Source organism: Bradyrhizobium sp. USDA 3262 (genome assembly GCF_054060035.1).
The window spans coordinates 1400600-1417684 of sequence record NZ_JBSSCT010000001.1 but is presented as its reverse complement, the minus strand read 5'-3'; the positions used below and the strand labels follow the sequence as shown (position 1 = coordinate 1417684).

Below are 17085 nucleotides of genomic sequence, written 5' to 3'. Positions count from 1 at the left end.
GATGGGCAAGCCTTATTCCCTGGATCTCCGTAACCGTGTCGTAGCCGCGATTGAGGGCGGGATGTCCCGCAATCGGGCCGCCAAGCAGTTTGGGGTGGCGATCAGCACTGCCATCGGCTGGATGCAGCGTGTCGATGAGACCGGCAGCGTTGAGCCTGGCCAGATGGGCGGTCACAAGCCGAAGGCGGTTTCGGGAGACCACGCAGTCTGGCTGTCGCAGCGGATCAGGGACGGCGATTTCACCATACGTGGTCTCGTTGCCGAGCTCGCCCGTCGCGGCCTGAAGGTCGATTACCACTCGGTGTGGGACTTCGTCCATGCCGAGAAGCTCAGCTTCAAAAAAAAGCGTGGCGGCTGGCGAACGCGATCGACCCGAGGTCGCGAGGCGACGAGCCCAGTGGACAAAGTATCAAGATCGCGTCGAAGCTGAGCGGCTGGTCTTCATCGACGAGACCTGGACCAGGACCGATATGGCGCCCTTGCGGGGATGGGCGCCGCGCGGACACAGACTTCACGCCAAGGTTCCTCACGGCCGCTGGAAGACCATGACCTTCCTGGCGGCCTTGCGCCATGACCGGATCGATGCGCCATGGTTCATCGAAGGGCCGATCGATGGCGTGAGCTTTCGCACCTATGTCGAGAAGGTTCTGCTGCCCGTCCTTCGACCCGGCGATATCGTCATCTTGGACAACCTCGGCAGCCACAGGAGCAAGGTAGTTCGCCAGCTCATCCGCTCGGTCGGCGCCAAGCTCTTCTTCCTGCCAAAATACTCGCCCGATCTGAACCCGATTGAACAGGTCTTTGCCAAGCTCAAACACCTGCTTCGCAACGCCGCCGCGCGAACCGTCGACGCAGTCTGCGCCGCTATCGGCCACGCGCTCGACGCCTTCACCTCCGAGGAATGTGCCAACTACCTCAAAAATTCAGGCTATCGAACTTAATGCCATCACGCTTTAGAGTTCGTTATCTTGCCGCGTTGTCTTCGCGCGAGCCGGCACCCGCTTCGCTCAAAAGCGCTCTGACCGCCGTGCAAGCCGTACTTCTACGGCGTGCGATTTTCACCGTCGGATAACGCTGCATCCCCACAGTTGCGTGGACGCACGGGGGAGCCGATGTTCACGTACCAGACGACCGACCGGAAGGAGGCCCGGCGCTTCCGCATGGCCCAGTTCAACGGCCGGACCGCCACCGTACGGTCGGCCGGCGCCACCGTCACCGGACGCGTGCGCGCGATCGTCGAAAGCAAGTCTGGCGCGACGGCGGCATGGGTGGTCACGATCGTTCCGGATGAACCGAAGGCCGCCGCGCCGGCCGCGCGGCTCGCGCCGCGCCTGTGCTTCGCTGCGGAAGACGATTTCTGAGAACAGGGCTCTAACGAACCGAACACGCTCAGAGCCCCATTCCGATGGAATCGGAACGGGGCTCCGGATTTCAGTTTCGACGCGTCTTCTTGACGCGAACCACTTCGCTTGAAAACGCTTTATGCGGAATGCAACAAGGCCTTGCGAACGAGATCGGCGGTGTTGCGCGCGCCGAGCTTGCGCATGGCCTCGGCGCGATGGCTCTCGAACGTGCGCGGGCTGATGTTCATCCGCAGCGCGCCCTGCTTGTTGGAATAGCCGTCGCTGATCAGGCTGAGCACTTCACGCTCGCGCTTGGTCAACGGCTTGCGGCCGGCTTCCGGCGCGAACATGACATCCGGCGACCCGGAGCCTGCCGGCTTGTCGTCGCCCGGCGGCTTGAGATCGGCGGCCGGGACGGCATTGGGATAGAGGTCGGAAATCTGCTTTAGCATCGCGGACACGCGCTCGGTCTGCTCGAGCGCGTTCTCGATCACCTGCCGCAGATAGACGCCATTGCCGGGCGCGTGTGCGAATTGCTGACTGTGCTGTTTGAGCTCGTTCATATAGAGCAGCAGCGCCGTCACCGGCCCATTGAACTGCCGGACGATCGCGGCACCGGCGTCCGCCTGCGGCCGCGGCGCAGCGGCTCCCTGAGTCTCAAGCGGCTGCGGCTCGAGCGGCGCGGTTCCACCCGTCCATGCCGGAAGGCGCGCCTCGGCCCGATTGTCATGTTGCGTCATAGGTATGGTTTACCAAAGGTGAACTTGTGGTCGCGTTAACACGGGACTCCGTAAAACTACGGGTGACGCAACTGTGACCTCGGGCCCCGACCTGCCAAGCTGGCGCAGATTACCGCTGATTTGGCAACGAATCTCGCATATTTGAGTCGAATTACAGTATTCTTACGGGACGGGTGGGCGAGGTTGCCACCGGCGGGATTCTCCGCCTGGCATCGACCTTGAACGGTTCGGCCAGCCGTTTCCGGCCCCTGGTTCCGGATTTGAAAAAAGGCCGGAATTCGCGGCCCGGTATCGCCTCAGGGGCGCCGGAGCCGAAGGAATTTCTGCAGGAACCGGCCCGAAAGAACGAACCTGAACCACCAATACGCCATTCGCCGGGTCGTCATCGATCATCCCTCTCGGCATCGGGATGGCCTCGGCATACCGCACGCGGGCGCGCGCACCTATGAGACGGTTCACATCAACCGAGCATCGGGTGCGCATTGGGCAGGCATCGGATCAGGCGAATGTCAATTTACAGCCCCGACAGGCGTCGCGATGATCGCCGCCTCCCGATCGGCAATAAGGGCGCGGCCATGAAGCGAGGGCGGAACGGATCCTGGATATCCTGGATGACGGTTGCGGCGCTCGCCGCGGCACTGCTGCTTGGTGCAGGCGCGCAGGCCCAGACCGCGCCGACCGGCGATGCAACGCCGACGCCCGACAACGCGGTCATGCTCACCATCTTCTTCAAGCATGATCAGTCACGACCGCTCGGTGAGCTCAATGCCCAGCTTGAGCGGCAGGGCTTCTACAAGGCGTTTCCGCCCGAGGGGGTCGAGGTCGTCAGCTGGTACGTGATGATGGGGATCGGCCAGGTGGTGACGCTGCGGCTGCCGGCATCGCGGCTGCGCGAGGTCAACCGCATCATCGAGAACAGTGCCTGGGGCGCCTACCACACCGAGTTCTACCCGACCTACGACTACAAGGCGGTCGGGATCGGCAATCATGAAAAAGCAAAGCAGTAGCTGATCGCATCGAGACCGACGCCGGAGTCACGGCCGCACGCCGGACTTGCCGGTTTGGCCGAGAACCGGCCGCGTGATCGGATCCGATCCACCGCCTATGCGTGGGCCCGCGAGCGCTGGCTCAATTTCTTTGCCAGTGTCCGCAAATCCTCGGCGCGCCCGCTGCAAAGCAGGCGGCTGAATTCGTCAGGATCGATGGAGGCAGGCGGAAAATCGGCTGGCTTGCGCGCGGCCCGGCGTAGCCAGGTCAATCGGAAGAGACGCTTGAGCATCTTCATGGTTGTCAGCCCCGATGAGCGTCATTGTTAAATCGCGGCAATGAAATTTGGTTCCACCTCTTGTTGTCACCCGGCGCGGAATTTCGTTCAATGCCGTCAGGCGAGCAGCGCCTTGCGCTTTCGCACCCGCGCAATGGAGCGCTGAACCGCGGCGCGATCCAGCGCCCCGTCTTGCACCGCACCCGCGACCGCCGCGGCGATGCCGGCCATCTCCTGCTCCTGGTCGAACAAATTGTTGCCGATGCAGATCATGTCCATGCCGGCGGCGATCGACTGCAGGCTGGCCGCGCTTGTGCCGAGCGCCTTCTGCAGCCCCTGCATCTGCATGTCGTCGGTGATCAGCAGCGTCTCGGGCAGGCGGCGGCGAAGCCGGCCGAGCCCGGCCGATGACAGTGTCATCGGATGCTGCGCGTCCCACTGCCGGACAATGGCGTGGCTGACCAGCACCGCATCGCCATAGGTGCGCGGCGCCAGCGCGTAGAACAGCTCCTCCTGTTCGGGACGCAGCGCATCGGAAATGTCCATGAACTCCAGGTGCGAATCGACGCTTGCGCCGCCGATGCCCGGAAAATGCTTCAGGCAGAGGCCTACTCCCGCCTGCCGCGCCGCAGCGTCGACCAGGCGGGCATTGGCCTCGACCTCACCGATATCGGGCGAATAGGACCGCTTGATCCTGCCGATGTTGGGATTGTCGGAATTGTAGTCGACGTCGATGACAGGCGCGAAATTGTAGCGGATGCCGAGCCGGCGCAGCTCGCCGTAGCTTGCGGCCAGGACCGTCTGCTTTTCCGCGTGCGCGAGCAGATTGAACTCCTTTGCGCTCGGCAGCGGCTGAAAACCGCAGGAGTCCTTGAGCCGGCGCACCAGGCCGCCCTCCTGGTCGATGAAGACCAGCGGCCGCGACGGCAGCGCCGCGATCTCGGCGCAGAGCGACTGCACCTGCGCGGGCGAGGCGATGTTGTTGTCGTACTGCCGGGTCTGGCAGGAATAGTCGAACAGGATCACGCCGCCGAGCCCGAATTGCCCGGCAAATTCCTTCAGCCAGGGCGGAATGACCTTGCCGTGGAAGCCGAGGATGAAGAGTTCGCCGATGGACATGGCCGCTCGATTCGGTTGCCGCATGGAATCAGCCGCGCCCGATGGAATAGCATGCTGCGGCGGCGGTAAGAATATGACGCAGGCAGCAGTTCGACTGCGTTCCCCGTGCTCGCATCACTATGTTAAGACACGCTGGCGGGCCTCGATCGCCTGCCACGACACAAGGACTTTCGGAAACGCGCATGACAGCAGCTTACGTCCCGCAAATGGCCCTTTACCGCCAATGGCTGAAGCAGACGCGCGGCCTTGAATTTGCGGATTTCGAGGCGCTGCGGCGCTGGTCGGTCACCGATATCGACGGCTTCTGGCAGAGCGTGTGGGATTATTTCGACCTGCGCTCGCCGACGCCGCATTCGGCGGTGCTGGCCGAGCGCAAGATGCCGGGCGCGGTGTGGTTTCCCGGCGCTTCGGTGAACTACGCGCGCCAGGTCTTCCGCCATGTCGCGCCGGCGCATGCCGCAGGACTGCCGGCCCTGATCTCGAGCGGCGAGGACGGCAAGCTCTCGGAGACGAGCTGGCCCGAACTGCAGCGCAGATCGGCAGCGCTGGCGCTGCATCTGAAGGCCAACGGCGTCGGCGCCGGCGACCGGGTCGCCGCCTACTTGCCGAACATTCCCGAGACGATCATCGCGTTCCTCGCGACCGCGAGCTTGGGCGCGGTCTGGAGCGTCTGTGCGCCCGACATGGCGGCGCCCGCGGTGATCGATCGCTTCAAGCAGATCGAGCCGAAGGTGCTGATCGCCTGCGACGCGGTGACCTATGCCGGCCGGCGCCACGACCGGCAAGGCGTGATCGAGGAATTGCGGCGCGCGCTGCCGACCGTGCAGCATGTCATCCTGCACAGCGACGCCGCGCCGTCCGAGACGCGATTGTCATCGATTCTCGCGAGCCAGAGCGCGGAGATCGACGCCTTCGAGCCGGAATGGCTGCCGTTCGATCATCCGCTCTGGATCGTCTATTCCTCGGGCACCACCGGATTGCCGAAGCCGATCCTGCACAGCCATGGCGGCATTATCGTCGTGGCGCTGCCGCTCTCGACGCTGCACAACGACATCGGCTGCAGCTATCAGCAAAACTCGTTCGGCGAACGCTTCCACTGGTACTCTTCGACCGGTTGGATCATGTGGAATTGCCAGGCCAACGGCCTGCTCAACGGCACGACCTGCTGCATTTTCGACGGCAGCCCCGGCGGCACCAAGGACAAGCCGGACTGGGCCACGCTGTGGCGCTTCGTCGCCGACGCCAAGGCCACCTTCTTCGGCGCCGGCGCGGCATTCTTTGCCAATTGCACCAAGGCGGAGATCGATCTCGCAGCCGTCGGCGACCTCTCAGGCCTGCGCACGCTCGGCTCGACCGGCTCGCCGCTCAGCGCCGACACCCAAGCCTGGTTCAACGAGCGCTTCGCCGCGCTAGCGAAGCAGAACGGCAACGCCGCGCAAGCCGATATGTGGTGGGCCAATATTTCCGGCGGCACCGACTTCGCCGGCGCCTTCATCGGCGGCAATCGCGAATTGCCGCAGACGCCGGGCATCATGCAATGCCGCCTGCTCGGCTGCGCGGTGGAAGCGTTCGACGAGCAGGGCCGCGCCGTGATCGACGAGGTCGGCGAGCTCGTCTGCACCGAGCCGCTGCCCTCGATGCCGCTGCGGTTCTGGAACGATCCCGGCAACGCGCGCTACCTTTCCAGCTATTTCGAGACCTATCCCGACAATTTCGACGGCTCAGGCCGCGGCCCGGTGTGGCGGCATGGCGACTGGCTCAAGATCAATCCCGACGGCTCCTGCGTGATCTACGGCCGCAGCGACGCCACCATCAACCGCCATGGCTTGCGGATGGGCACCAGCGAGCTCTATTCCGCGATCGAGGCGCTGCCGGAGGTGCTGGATTCGATGGTGGTCGACCTCGAATATCTCGGCCGCGACAGCTACATGCCGCTGTTCGTGGTGCTGCGCGAGGGCATTGCGCTCGATGCCGCGATGAGAGGCAAGATCAACAAGGCGGTCGAGGCCGGGCTGTCGCGCCGCTTCCTGCCCAACGATATCTTCGTCGTGGCGGAGATTCCGCGCACGCTGTCCGGCAAGAAGCAGGAGCTGCCGGTCAAGAAGCTGTTGCTCGGCCATCCCGTCGAGAAGGTCATCAACCGCGATGCGATGGCCAATCCCGGCTGCCTCGACTGGTATCTCGATTTTGCCAAGGGCTATCTGAGCCGGCAGGCGGGCGCGGCGTAAGCGGTCGCCGTCTGTCAGCGCGGCCTGCTGCGCCATGGCGGCGGCGCGAGGGCGGCGCGCAAATGCTCCACGAAAGCCTGCGTGCGCCGGGCCCGCCCGCCGCGGCCCGGATTGAGGAGCGCGACGACGTCGGCCGGCGGCAGGCGGAAGTTCGGCAGAACCCGCACCAGCCGGCCAGAGGCGAGATCCTCGGCGACATCCCACTCCGACCTGACGATCAGGCCGTGATCCATGAGCGCCCAGGCCTTCACGACCTCGCCGTCATTGCTCGACAGCATCGGCTCGATCCTGACGACATCGGGCACCGCCGCGCCACGCCTGCGGGAGAACCGCCACAGCGTCACGTCCTCCTCGTTCTCGCGCAGTGCGATGCAATCATGTCCGCGCAGCTGCTGCGGGCTCGCCGGCGTTCCGCGGCGCTTCAGATAGGCCGGCGAGGCGCAGAGCAGGCGTTCATTGGGCGCAAGGCGCAGCAAGCGAAGCGTGGAATCCTGCAGCGCACCGATATGGATCATGACGTCCCACGCGCCGGCAGCCGCACGCCCCGGCCGATCGGACAGCTCGAGCTCGACCGACACGTCGGGATGGCGGGATCGGAACGTCGCAACGATCGGGGCGACGTAGCGGCGTCCGAAGCCGAGCGGCGCAAGAACCTTCAGATGGCCGGCGATGGTGCCGCGACGCGCCTGCAGCGCCTCCGTCAGCTCCGTCGCCTCGTCGAGCAGCGTGCGGCCGCGCAATACCAGGAGCTCGCCCTCATCGGTCAGCGTCAACCGCCGGGCCGAGCGGCTGACCAGTTGAACACCCAAACGCTGCTCGAGGCTCTGCAGCCGCTGCGACACTGCCGATGGCGTGACGTCGAGCGCCCGCGCCGCGGCCGCGAGCGACCGTGCCACAGCGATCGCCAGGAAAAAGCGGATATCGTCGGTCGAGAGCATTAAGTTCAGGCTTAATATAAGAATGACATTCGGTAAATTGTGCTTAGCGTGGAAACGGCTAGTCTTGCCGCATGTCATCACCCCTTGCCTCGAACGCACCGCATCCGCTCGCCGGGATCGAGACGCCCTGCCTCGTGCTCGACGAAGACCGGATGCTGCACAACATCGCCCGCCTGAAGACGCGGCTGTCGCGGCTCGGCGTGCCGCTCCGCCCGCATCTGAAGACCGCGAAATCCATTCCGGCGGCGCGCGCCGTGATGGACAGTCCGGCTGGTCCGGCCGCGGTCTCCACGCTGCAAGAAGCCGAAATGTTTGCCGCGGCAGGCGTGAAAGACATCCTCTATGCCGTCGGCATCGCGCCGCAGAAGCTCGATCGCATCGCGGCGCTGCGGCGGCGGGGCGTGGACCTGTCCGTGGTGCTCGACAGTCTCGATCAGGCCGCCGCCGTCACCGCGATGGCCCGCATGTCGAACGACCGCATTCCCGTGCTGATCGAGATCGACTGCGACGGCCATCGCGCCGGCGTCGGCGCGCACGACCCGCTGCTGGTCGAGATCGGCCGCGCGCTGCATCAAGGCGGCGCCGAGTTGCGCGGCGTCATGGCGCATGCCGGCGAATCCTATTCCTGCCGCAGCGTGGCGGCGCTCGAGCAGGCCGCCGAGCAGGAGCGCGCCGCGGCGGTCGCCTGCGCCGAATCGCTGCGCGCGGCCGGACTGCCCTGCCCCGTGGTCAGCGTCGGCTCGACGCCGACAGCCCATTTCGCGCGCCGGCTCGATGGTGTCACCGAGGTGCGCGCCGGCGTCTTCGTGATGTTCGACCTTGTGATGGCGGGGATCGAGGTCTGCGCGGTCGAGGACATCGCGCTGTCGGTGCTCGCGACGGTGATCGGCCATCGCGCCGACCGCGGCTGGACCTTCATTGACGCCGGCTGGATGGCGCTGTCGCGCGACCTCGGCACCGCGAAGCAACCGATCGACCAGGGCTATGGCATCGTCTGCGACATCGATGGACGGCCGCATCGCGACCTGATCGTGACCGAAACCAATCAGGAGCACGGCATCATCGCGCTCCGCCCCGGCAGCACGGCGCCGCAGGTGACGCTGCCGGTCGGCACCAAGGTGCGGATCCTGCCGAACCATGCCTGCGCGACCGGAGCCCAGCACGACCGCTACCATGTCGTCGCCAGCGGCTCCGATACGGTGAGGCAATGGGAGCGGTTTCGCGGATGGTAGGAGACGGAGCGCAGCCCATGACCCGAGCCTATGACGCCGTTCTGTTCGATCTGCTGACCGCGCTGCTCGACAGCTGGACGCTCTGGAACAAGATCGCGGGCTCTGATGAAGCCGGGCTGCGCTGGCGCGCCGAGTATCTCAAGAACACCTACGCCACCGGGCGCTACCGTCCCTATGAAAACCTGGTGGGTGAGGCCGCGCGCAACGTTGGACTCCCTTTCGAACGCGCCGCGGAGCTCGGTGCACGCTACGCCGAGCTCGATCCCTGGCCCGAGGTTCGCGACGTCCTGCAAACGCTGCACGGTGCCGGCGTCGCGCTCGGCGTCGTGACGAACTGCTCGGAGCGGCTCGGCCGCATCGCCGCCGATCGCCTCGGCGTTCCCCTCACCGTGTTCGTGACGGCCGAGCGCGCCGGCTATTACAAGCCGCAGCCGCAACCCTATCGGCTCGCGCTCGACGAACTGCCGGTCCCGGCCAATCGATGCCTGTTCGTTGCAGGATCGGCCTATGATCTGTTCGGCACGGCACGTGTGCATCTGCCGACTTGGTGGCATAATCGGGCCGCAATGAACCTGCCGGAAGGGGCGCCCGCCCCGATCATGGTTCGTGACAACCTTGCGAGCTTGCCGGCTTTCGTGCTCGGTCGCGATGTGTCCGGCCGGACCGTGCCTTGAGGACTGAATAGCGATGCCTTCACCCAGTTACATCGACCCGCTCAACGGAAAACTGTATCCGCTGGATATCCCGCGCTGGTGCTCCGACGAAGGCAAGCCGCTCCTGATAACGCCGCTGCCGGGCATCTCTCGCGACGAGATCGATCGCGCGACACGATCGCTGTGGCGCTATCGCGCGGCGCTGCCGGTCGAAATCAGGCAGCCGATCACGATGGGTGAAGGCTGCACGCCTGCCGTCGAGAAGGCGTGGGATGATCTGCGGCCGCATTTCAAGCTTGAATGGTTCAATCCGACCGCGAGCTTCAAGGATCGCGGCACCACGGTGATGCTGTCGTTCCTGCGCCAGCTCGGCGTCGATGCGGTGCTGGAGGACTCTTCCGGCAATGGCGGCGCGTCGGTTTCAGCCTATGGCGCGGCCGGCGGCATGCGGGTCAGGATCCTTGCGCCGGCGACGACGTCGCCGATGAAGGTGGCGCAGATGCACGCCTTCGGCGCCGAGGTGCAGCTGGTCGAAGGCCCGCGCGAGGAATCCGAGGCGGAGGCGATCCGCCAGTCGAAGCAGATCTTCTACTCCAGCCACAACTGGCAACCGTTCTTCCTGCAGGGCACCAAGTCGCTGGCCTATGAGATCTGGGAAGATTTCGGCTTCACCGCGCCGGACAACGTCATCATGCCGGTCGGCGCCGGCAGCAGCCTGCTCGGCTGCTATATCGGCTTCAAGGAGCTCTTCGCGGCCGGGCAGATCACGCGGCTGCCGCGCCTGTTTGCGGCCCAACCGCTCAACTGCTCGCCGGTCGATGCCAGCTTCGCCGCCGGCGTCGACACGCCGGTCGATCGCGCGGTCCGCAAGACCATCGCCGAGGGCACCGCGATCAAGCACCCGCTGCGGCTGAAGCAGATGATCGCGGCGCTGAACGAGAGCGGCGGCGGCACCGTCGCAATTCCCGAAGACGGCATCGTCGCCGCGTTGAAGCGATTGGCGCAGACCGGCCTGTTCGTCGAGCCGACCTCGGCCTCGGCCGCCGCCGCGCTTGACGTCCTGAAGGCGCGCGGCGCGATCCGGCCGGCGGAGCGCACCGTCGTCATCATCAGCGGCACCGGGATCAAGGCGGCGGGACTGATCACGGAGTTGCTCGGAGCGAGCTAGCTTTAGCTCGCTCCGATGAGCTGTCTCTAACCCGCCTTGCGCAGCCTCAGGGATTCGTAGAACGCCGTCTCGAAATTGATGTAGCCGATAAAGGATGTCGGATCGCCAAACGGCAGGATCTGCGTCGCCCAGTATCCGCCAAAACCGTTCTGCCGATCGATCCAGTAGAACAAATTGGCGAGCCCCGCCCAGCCCAGCGCGCCGGCGGGGCGGCCGGTCGGAGCCTGCTCGTCATTGATCATGAAGCTCAACGCCCAGGACTTCGACTGACCGGGGAAGAACTCGGCGTCGTTGGCGAGCGAGGTGATCACGCCGGTGATCGCGGTGACCTTGTTGTTGCCGAGATGGTTCTTCTCCGCCATCCGCACAGTCTCGGCCTTGAGGACCCGTCCATGCTCGCCGGCGCCGTCGTTCAGCCACATCCGGATGAAGCGCATATAGTCGCCGATGGTGCCGTAAAGCCCGTGGCCGCCCATGTGGATTTCGGGCTTGGCCGGCAATTCGAAGTCCATCGGCGTGAGCGAACCGTCGGCGTTGCGGGCGTGGATGCCGGCAAGCTTGCGGCGCATCGCGTCGGTGAGCTCGAACGTCGTATCCATGATCCCGAGCGGTTCGAATATCCGCGTCTTGAAGACTTCCCCGAGCCGCCTGCCGGTGATGGCCTCGACGATCTGGCCGCACCAATCCATGTTGGTGCCGTATTCCCAGCGCTCGCCCGGATCGAACAGCAGCGGCGTCATCAGCGAAGCCTTGGACGCCGTGATGACGCTGGGTTGCCCCTTCTCCTGCGCCAGCCGGTTATAGGTGTGATTGATGAAGTCGTAGCTCAGACCCGCGGAATGGACCATCAGCATGCGGGTGGTGATGTCGCGCTTCGGTGGACGCAGCCGCGGCTCGCCCTTGTCGTCAAAACCCTCGATCACCTGGAGCTTGCCGATGTCGGGCGCGTAGGTCCTGGCGGGCGCGTCGAGATCGAGCTTGCCTTCCTCGACGAGCTGAAGGACGGCCGTTCCGGTGATCGCCTTGGTGGTCGAGAAGATCGCGAACACGCTGTCGGTCGTCATATCCGCGGGCTGGTCGAGCCGGCGTTTGCCGGCGGCACCTTCATAGATGTTGCGATGACGGTCGGTCACCATCGCAACGACGCCGGGAACGCGCGGGTTTGAAGTCACGACACCGTCAAGGATTGCATCGGCGGATGCACTGAAATTCGTGCTCATTGTCTTCCTCCTGTGTTTTTTGATGTTGACCCGCGTAGCCCTACTGCGTGGCGAAGCCGCGATAGCCGCTGGCGGCGACCTCGTCGCATTTCTGGCGGTAGGTGCCGACGCCGCCGCAATAGGACAGCACCCGGCGCGGCTTGCCCTCGACATTGGAGCCCAGGTACCAGGAGTTGGTCTTCGCGATCAGCGTTGCGTTGGCGGTCTCGTCGTGATGCGCCACCCATTGATCCTCGGTATCCCTGGTCGGCTCGATGACGTTCAGGTTCTTGCCGCGCAGATATCTGATGCAATCGGCAATCCACTCCACCTGCTGCTGCAAGCATGTGGTCATGTTGCAGAGTGCGGCCGAGGGCGCGAGCGGCACCGCTGTGGTGAACAGGTTCGGGTAGCCATGGACCTGCAGGCCCATCGTGGTGCGGATATCCCTGCCCCAATCGTCCTTCAGCGATCGCCCGTCGCGGCCGCGGATGTCGATCCGCGTCAACGCCCCCGTTCCGGCGTCGAAGCCGGTCGCCAGGATGATGACGTCGAACTCATGCACCGTGCCGTCGGCGGTCTGGATGCCCTCAGGCGTGATGCGGGCGATCGGATTGTTCTTGACGCTGACGATCTCGACATTGGGCCGGTGGAAAGCCTCGAGGAAATTGCTCTCCAGCGGCACCCGGTGCGTGCCAAAACCGTAATCGGCGGGAATCAGCAGCTCACACAGCTTGGGGTCCTTGATCCGCTCGCGCATCTTCTCGCGCACGAATTCGGTGATCTCGGCGTTGACGGCTTCGTCGAAGAACAGTTCGGCAAAGGACGAGACCCACAGCTTCAGGGATCCGTCGTTCCAGCAGTCCTCGATCACCTGGCGGCGCTGCTGCGGCGTCAGGTCGGCCCAGGCGTGCTCGAAGTCGAATTCGAATCCGGTGAACGTTTTCGGCAGCCGTTCGGTGAGGAATTTGAACTTCGACTTGTAGGCCTCGGCGTCCGCCGCGTCCCATTTCGGGTTCTTCATCGGGATGATGTATTGCGGGGTGCGGATGAACACCTTGAGATGGCCGACCTCACCGGCGATCGACTGGATCACCTGGATTCCGGTCGCGCCGTTGCCGACCACGCCGACGCGCTTGCCGGCGAGCTCGATCGGTCCCTTGGGCCAGCGCGCGGTGTGGAACAGCTTGCCCTTGAACGTCTCCTGTCCCGGGAAGGACACGTGCGGGGCCGAGAGCATGCCGCAGCAGGTGACGAGGAACTGGGTATCGATCACGTCGCCCTGGTCGGTCGCGACCAGCCAGCGTTGCGTCGCCTCGTTGAAATGCGCGCTCTTCACCGTGGTGCCGAACTGGATGTCTTTCCCGAGGTCGAGGCGGTCGGCGACGTAGTTCAGCCAGCGCTCGATTTCCGGCTGGCCCGGGAATCGCTCGCTCCAGCTCCAGCCTTTGTAGAGCTCCTCGGAGAACAAGTACTGATAGGTGTGGCCTTCGGAATCGAATCGCGCCCCGGGATAGCGGTTCCAGTACCAGGTGCCGCCGACACCAGACCCGGCGTCGATCGCCTTCACACTCAGTCCCTGCTCACGCAGGCGGAACAATTGATAGAGACCGGCGACGCCGGCGCCGACGACCACGGCGTCGAGCTTGGTCGTTGCATGCGCACCATTGCTTCCATTCGACCTTGTGACGGTCTCGGTCATGATTTCCTCCTGTGTCTGGCTTCTCGCACGCACCTTCCCACCCGCGGTGTCGCCGGATGATGGTGCGTTGCGTCAATTTGGTCTCGGCCGCTCGCGCTGTCGCCGAAACGCAGAGCAGGCTACGGGCCGTTCGGCCGCGCGGCTTGGACGAAACCGACAATCTCTGGAACGCCGCCGTTCAATTGCCCGACCGGCCATTGGTCTCCTTGGCAAACGGCGAAAGCGGCCTATTCTGCGCTCAGCCGTCCGGCCAAGAACAAGCGGTCAACCGCGCCACCAATCCCAGGGAGGAGGCTCGCGCGATGGGCCAGTTGATCACGGTCGAGGAGCTGCCGCGCTACGCTCCCGGTGAGCTGAAGCTGGATAGCGCCTCGGTCGGGAGGAACGATTTCCGGCTGCGCATCTTCCGCTATGCGCCGTCCGACATCTGGGTCCCGCCGTCGGAGAACTTCCTCCTCGTGCTCTATCGCGACGGCACGACGTCGATGAACCGCCGTGTCACCGGCGCATGGAAGCAGGATCACGTCGGTCGCGGCGTCACGTCACTCCTGACCCGCGCAGAGCCGTCAAGCTGGCACTGGAAGAATGACATCGAGGTCACGCATTTCTATATCGCTCCCGCCCTCATGATGAAGACGGCGAGCGATGCCTTCGACCGCGACGCCGAGGCGATCGAGCTGCACGATCTGCTCAAGGCCGAAGATCCGATGCTGACGTGGATCAACGACCAGATGGTTCAGGAGGTTGCCTCAGGAGGTCCGGGCGGACGCCTCTGCTATGATGCGCTGGCGCTGCAGGCGAGCGTGCACATCCTGCGGAAATATGCGGCGATCGAGTTCAAGATGCCCTGCGCGCAAGGACGCTTTCGCCCGGCGCATGCCCGGCTGATCGAGGACTATATCGAGCAGAACATCTTCCGGAACATCACGCTGGAGGAATTGGCGAACATCTGCAATTGCACGCCGGTCCAGTTCGCCCGCAAGTTCCGCGTGCACTACGGCATGCGGCCGCACGCCTATGTCCTGCGGCGCAAGGTCGAGCATGCGTGCCAGCATCTGCGCAAGGATCGCGTCGCGCTGAAGGAGATCGCGCTGCTCGCCGGCTTCGCCGATCAAAGCCACCTCAATCGCGTGTTCCGGCAGCACATGAACGTCACGCCGGCGGAATATCGCCGGCAGGTCTGCGAGCACACCGTCCAGGCGTGAAACCGGGTCTGCGACGGACTCACACCGGCGGCGGATTGAGGCGCGCGAAGCCTTCCTGGATACGGTAGGGATAGTACGGATAGGCCGGCATCACCGCGCTCGCGCGGTCGAGACGCGCGATCTGGTCCGGCGAGAGCGACCATCCAACCGCGCCGAGATTGTCGCGTAGTTGCACCTCATCACGTGCACCGATGATCACGGACGAAACGCTCGGCCGCGTCAGCAGCCAGGCAATCGCGATCTGCGGCACGCTGCAGCCGGTCTCCGTGGCTACCGCGTCCAGCGCGTCGACGATCGCGTAAAGCTTCTCATCGTCGACCGCCGGCCCGAACTGCGCGGTCTCATGCAGGCGGCTGTTGGCGGGCAATGGCTGGCCGCGCCTGATCTTGCCGGTGAGGCGGCCCCAGCCGAGCGGGCTCCAGACCAGCGCGCCGACGCCCTGGTCGAGCGCGAGTGGCATCAGCTCGGATTCATAGTCGCGGCCGACCAGCGAATAATAGACCTGGTGCGCCACATAGCGCGGCCAGCCATGCCGCTCGGCGAGACCGAGTGATTTCATCAGATGCCAGCCGGAGAAATTCGAGGCGCCGACATAGCGCAGCTTGCCGGCGCGCACCAGCGTGTCGAGCGTCGACAGCACTTCATCGACCGGCGTGACGGCATCAAAGGCATGAAGCTGCAGCAGGTCGATATAGTCGGTGTTGAGCCGGCGCAGCGCGGCGTCGACCGCGGCGACCAGGCGATATCGCGACGTACCGGCATCGAGCGGGCCGTCGCCCATCGGCAGGCCGGTCTTGGTCGAGATCAACACCTTGTCGCGGCGTCCCTTGATCGCGGCGCCGAGGATCTCCTCCGACGCGCCGTTCGAATAGACATCGGCGGTGTCGAACAGGTTGACGCCGGCCTCGAGACAGATGTCGATCAACCGTCGCGCCTCGTCGGCGCCGCTGCGGCCCCAGGCCGAAAACAAAGGCCCCTGGCCGCCGAACGTGCCGGTGCCGAAGCTGAGCACCGGGACTTTGAGGCCGGATGCACCGAGATTGCGGTATTCCATGGTCATACTCCCTTGATCCGATTCATTCCGCCGGGCACTGCGCGGCGAGCGCGATCGGCCGATCGAGGCGCAGGCTCCACAGCGCAAGCAACAGGCCGATTGCAGTGATGACGGCTGCCACCAGCGGCAGCGCGCCGAGGCCGAGGCCGCGATCGATGGTGACGCCGCCGGCCCAGGCGCCGAGCGCGTTGCCCAAATTGAACGCCGCGATGTTCAGGCTGGAGGCCAGCGTCCGCCCTTCGACGCCCGCGGCCTCGAGCACGCGGAGCTGCAGCGGCGCCACGGTCGCGAACGCGGCGATGCCGAGGATGAACAGCAGCACGACCGCCAATGCCTTGATCGAGACGACCGCCGTCAGCGCGACGAGCACGGCGGCGAGGCCACCGAGCGATACCAGCAGCGCCCGCGCAAGTCCCTTGTCGGCGAGCCGTCCGCCCGCGACGTTGCCGATCGCAAGGCCGGCACCGAACACCAGCAGGATCGGCGACACCGCGGCGTCGGAGAAGCCGGTGAGCCGCGTCAGGATCGGCTGTACATAGGTGAAGACCGCGAACAGCCCGCCGAAGCCGAACACCGTCATGGCAAGTCCGAGCAGGACCTGCGGGCGGCCGAGCACGGCGAGTTCCTCGCGCAGCGGCGCGGGCTTGTCATTGGCGCCGACATGGCTGGGGACCAGCAAGGCCAGCACGATGAACGCGATCACGCCGATCGCCGCCACCGCCCAGAACGCCGCGCGCCAGCCGAGGATCAGGCCGAACCAGGCCCCGAAGGGCACGCCGAGCAGGGTCGCGACCGTGAGGCCGATGAACATCGTGGCGATCGCCGAGGCGCGCTTGTCTTCCGGGACGAGGCTTGTCGCCACCACGGAGCCAACGCCGAAGAAGGTGCCGTGCGCCAGCGAGGTGAGAATGCGCGCCGCCATCAAAAGCCCGTAGCTCGGCGCCAGCGCACACGCCGCATTGCCGAGCGTGAAGATCGCCATCAGCGCCAGCAAGACCGCCTTGCGCGGCATCCGCCGCGTTGCCAGCGTCAGGATCGGCGCGCCGACGAATACGCCGAGCGCGTAGCCGGAGATCAGCAGGCCCGCCGCGGATACGGATACCTGCATGTCGGCGGCGACCTGCAGCAGCAGTCCCATGATGAGGAATTCGGTGGTGCCGATACCAAAGGCACCGGCGGTCAAGGCAAGGACTGCAGCAGGTATGTGTCGCTCCGGACAAAAGGATTCCACAAAGCGAGA

16 protein-coding genes are annotated in these 17085 nt (G+C 65.2%); 8 read left to right on the top strand and 8 right to left on the bottom strand.

Annotation, left to right across the window (positions count from 1 at the left end; genetic code table 11):
• Position 1: 1 nt before the first annotated feature.
• A protein-coding gene (locus tag ACVWYP_RS06635; protein ID WP_370143840.1) for an IS630 family transposase occupies positions 2–941 on the top strand; the annotation gives its coding sequence in 2 pieces (ribosomal slippage) (positions 2–337 and positions 339–941; 939 coding nt in all).
• Positions 942–1112: 171 nt separating this feature from the next.
• Positions 1113–1361, top strand: a complete 249-nt coding sequence (locus tag ACVWYP_RS06630; protein WP_304498170.1) for a hypothetical protein — start codon at positions 1113–1115, stop codon at positions 1359–1361.
• Positions 1362–1480: 119 nt separating this feature from the next.
• On the opposite strand, the gene ACVWYP_RS06625 is transcribed toward ACVWYP_RS06630, so the two are convergent.
• Entirely contained in the window at positions 1481–2083 is a 603-nt protein-coding gene (locus tag ACVWYP_RS06625; RefSeq protein WP_304498169.1) for a helix-turn-helix domain-containing protein, read from the bottom strand.
• A gap of 611 nt (positions 2084–2694) precedes the next feature.
• On the opposite strand from ACVWYP_RS06625, the gene ACVWYP_RS06620 reads away from it, so the two are divergent.
• Positions 2695–3090, top strand: coding sequence for a hypothetical protein (locus tag ACVWYP_RS06620; RefSeq protein WP_304498168.1), 396 nt, complete (start codon positions 2695–2697; stop codon positions 3088–3090).
• A 95-nt stretch (positions 3091–3185) separates the two neighbouring features.
• Here ACVWYP_RS06620 and ACVWYP_RS06615 read toward each other — a convergent pair whose 3' ends face one another.
• Positions 3186–3368 (bottom strand): hypothetical protein, encoded by a 183-nt coding sequence (locus tag ACVWYP_RS06615; RefSeq protein WP_028343814.1) that lies wholly within the window; start codon positions 3366–3368, stop codon positions 3186–3188.
• A gap of 96 nt (positions 3369–3464) precedes the next feature.
• Complete coding sequence (locus ACVWYP_RS06610; RefSeq protein WP_304498167.1) at positions 3465–4466, bottom strand: glycoside hydrolase family 3 N-terminal domain-containing protein; 1002 nt, start codon at positions 4464–4466, stop codon at positions 3465–3467.
• Between the two features lie 182 nt (positions 4467–4648).
• On the opposite strand from ACVWYP_RS06610, the gene ACVWYP_RS06605 reads away from it, so the two are divergent.
• Positions 4649–6694: an acetoacetate--CoA ligase gene (locus ACVWYP_RS06605; protein WP_304498166.1), complete on the top strand. Its 2046-nt coding sequence runs from the start codon at positions 4649–4651 to the stop codon at positions 6692–6694.
• A gap of 14 nt (positions 6695–6708) precedes the next feature.
• On the opposite strand, the gene ACVWYP_RS06600 is transcribed toward ACVWYP_RS06605, so the two are convergent.
• The gene (locus ACVWYP_RS06600) at positions 6709–7632 is read right to left on the bottom strand and encodes a LysR substrate-binding domain-containing protein (RefSeq protein WP_304498165.1); all 924 of its coding nucleotides are present in this window, start codon (positions 7630–7632) and stop codon (positions 6709–6711) included.
• Positions 7633–7703: 71 nt separating this feature from the next.
• Here ACVWYP_RS06600 and ACVWYP_RS06595 point away from each other — a divergent pair, with 71 nt between their 5' ends.
• The 3 genes from ACVWYP_RS06595 to ACVWYP_RS06585 are packed head-to-tail and all read left to right on the top strand — an operon-like array spanning position 7704 to position 10685.
• Positions 7704–8864, top strand: coding sequence for a DSD1 family PLP-dependent enzyme (locus ACVWYP_RS06595; RefSeq protein ID WP_304498164.1), 1161 nt, complete (start codon positions 7704–7706; stop codon positions 8862–8864).
• 17 nt (positions 8865–8881) lie between these two features.
• Entirely contained in the window at positions 8882–9538 is a 657-nt protein-coding gene (locus ACVWYP_RS06590) for an HAD-IA family hydrolase (protein ID WP_304498163.1), read from the top strand.
• Positions 9539–9551: 13 nt separating this feature from the next.
• The gene (locus ACVWYP_RS06585) at positions 9552–10685 is read left to right on the top strand and encodes a threonine synthase (protein WP_304498162.1); all 1134 of its coding nucleotides are present in this window, start codon (positions 9552–9554) and stop codon (positions 10683–10685) included.
• Between the two features lie 26 nt (positions 10686–10711).
• On the opposite strand, the gene ACVWYP_RS06580 is transcribed toward ACVWYP_RS06585, so the two are convergent.
• Complete coding sequence (locus ACVWYP_RS06580) at positions 10712–11905, bottom strand: methyl acetate hydrolase AcmB (RefSeq protein WP_304498161.1); 1194 nt, start codon at positions 11903–11905, stop codon at positions 10712–10714.
• 40 nt (positions 11906–11945) lie between these two features.
• Positions 11946–13586 carry a flavin-containing monooxygenase gene (locus ACVWYP_RS06575; protein WP_304498160.1) on the bottom strand — a complete coding sequence of 547 codons (1641 nt, stop codon included), beginning with the start codon at positions 13584–13586 and terminating at the stop codon, positions 11946–11948.
• Positions 13587–13888: 302 nt separating this feature from the next.
• Between ACVWYP_RS06575 and ACVWYP_RS06570 the strand changes: the two genes are divergently transcribed.
• The gene (locus tag ACVWYP_RS06570) at positions 13889–14791 is read left to right on the top strand and encodes a helix-turn-helix transcriptional regulator (protein ID WP_304498159.1); all 903 of its coding nucleotides are present in this window, start codon (positions 13889–13891) and stop codon (positions 14789–14791) included.
• 19 nt (positions 14792–14810) lie between these two features.
• Here the strand turns inward: ACVWYP_RS06570 and ACVWYP_RS06565 are convergent, their stop codons facing one another.
• Both ACVWYP_RS06565 and ACVWYP_RS06560 read right to left on the bottom strand, forming a co-directional pair.
• The gene (locus tag ACVWYP_RS06565) at positions 14811–15845 is read right to left on the bottom strand and encodes an aldo/keto reductase (RefSeq protein ID WP_304498158.1); all 1035 of its coding nucleotides are present in this window, start codon (positions 15843–15845) and stop codon (positions 14811–14813) included.
• Positions 15846–15867: 22 nt separating this feature from the next.
• Positions 15868–17049: an MFS transporter gene (locus ACVWYP_RS06560; RefSeq protein ID WP_304498157.1), complete on the bottom strand. Its 1182-nt coding sequence runs from the start codon at positions 17047–17049 to the stop codon at positions 15868–15870.
• Positions 17050–17085 lie beyond the last annotated feature (36 nt).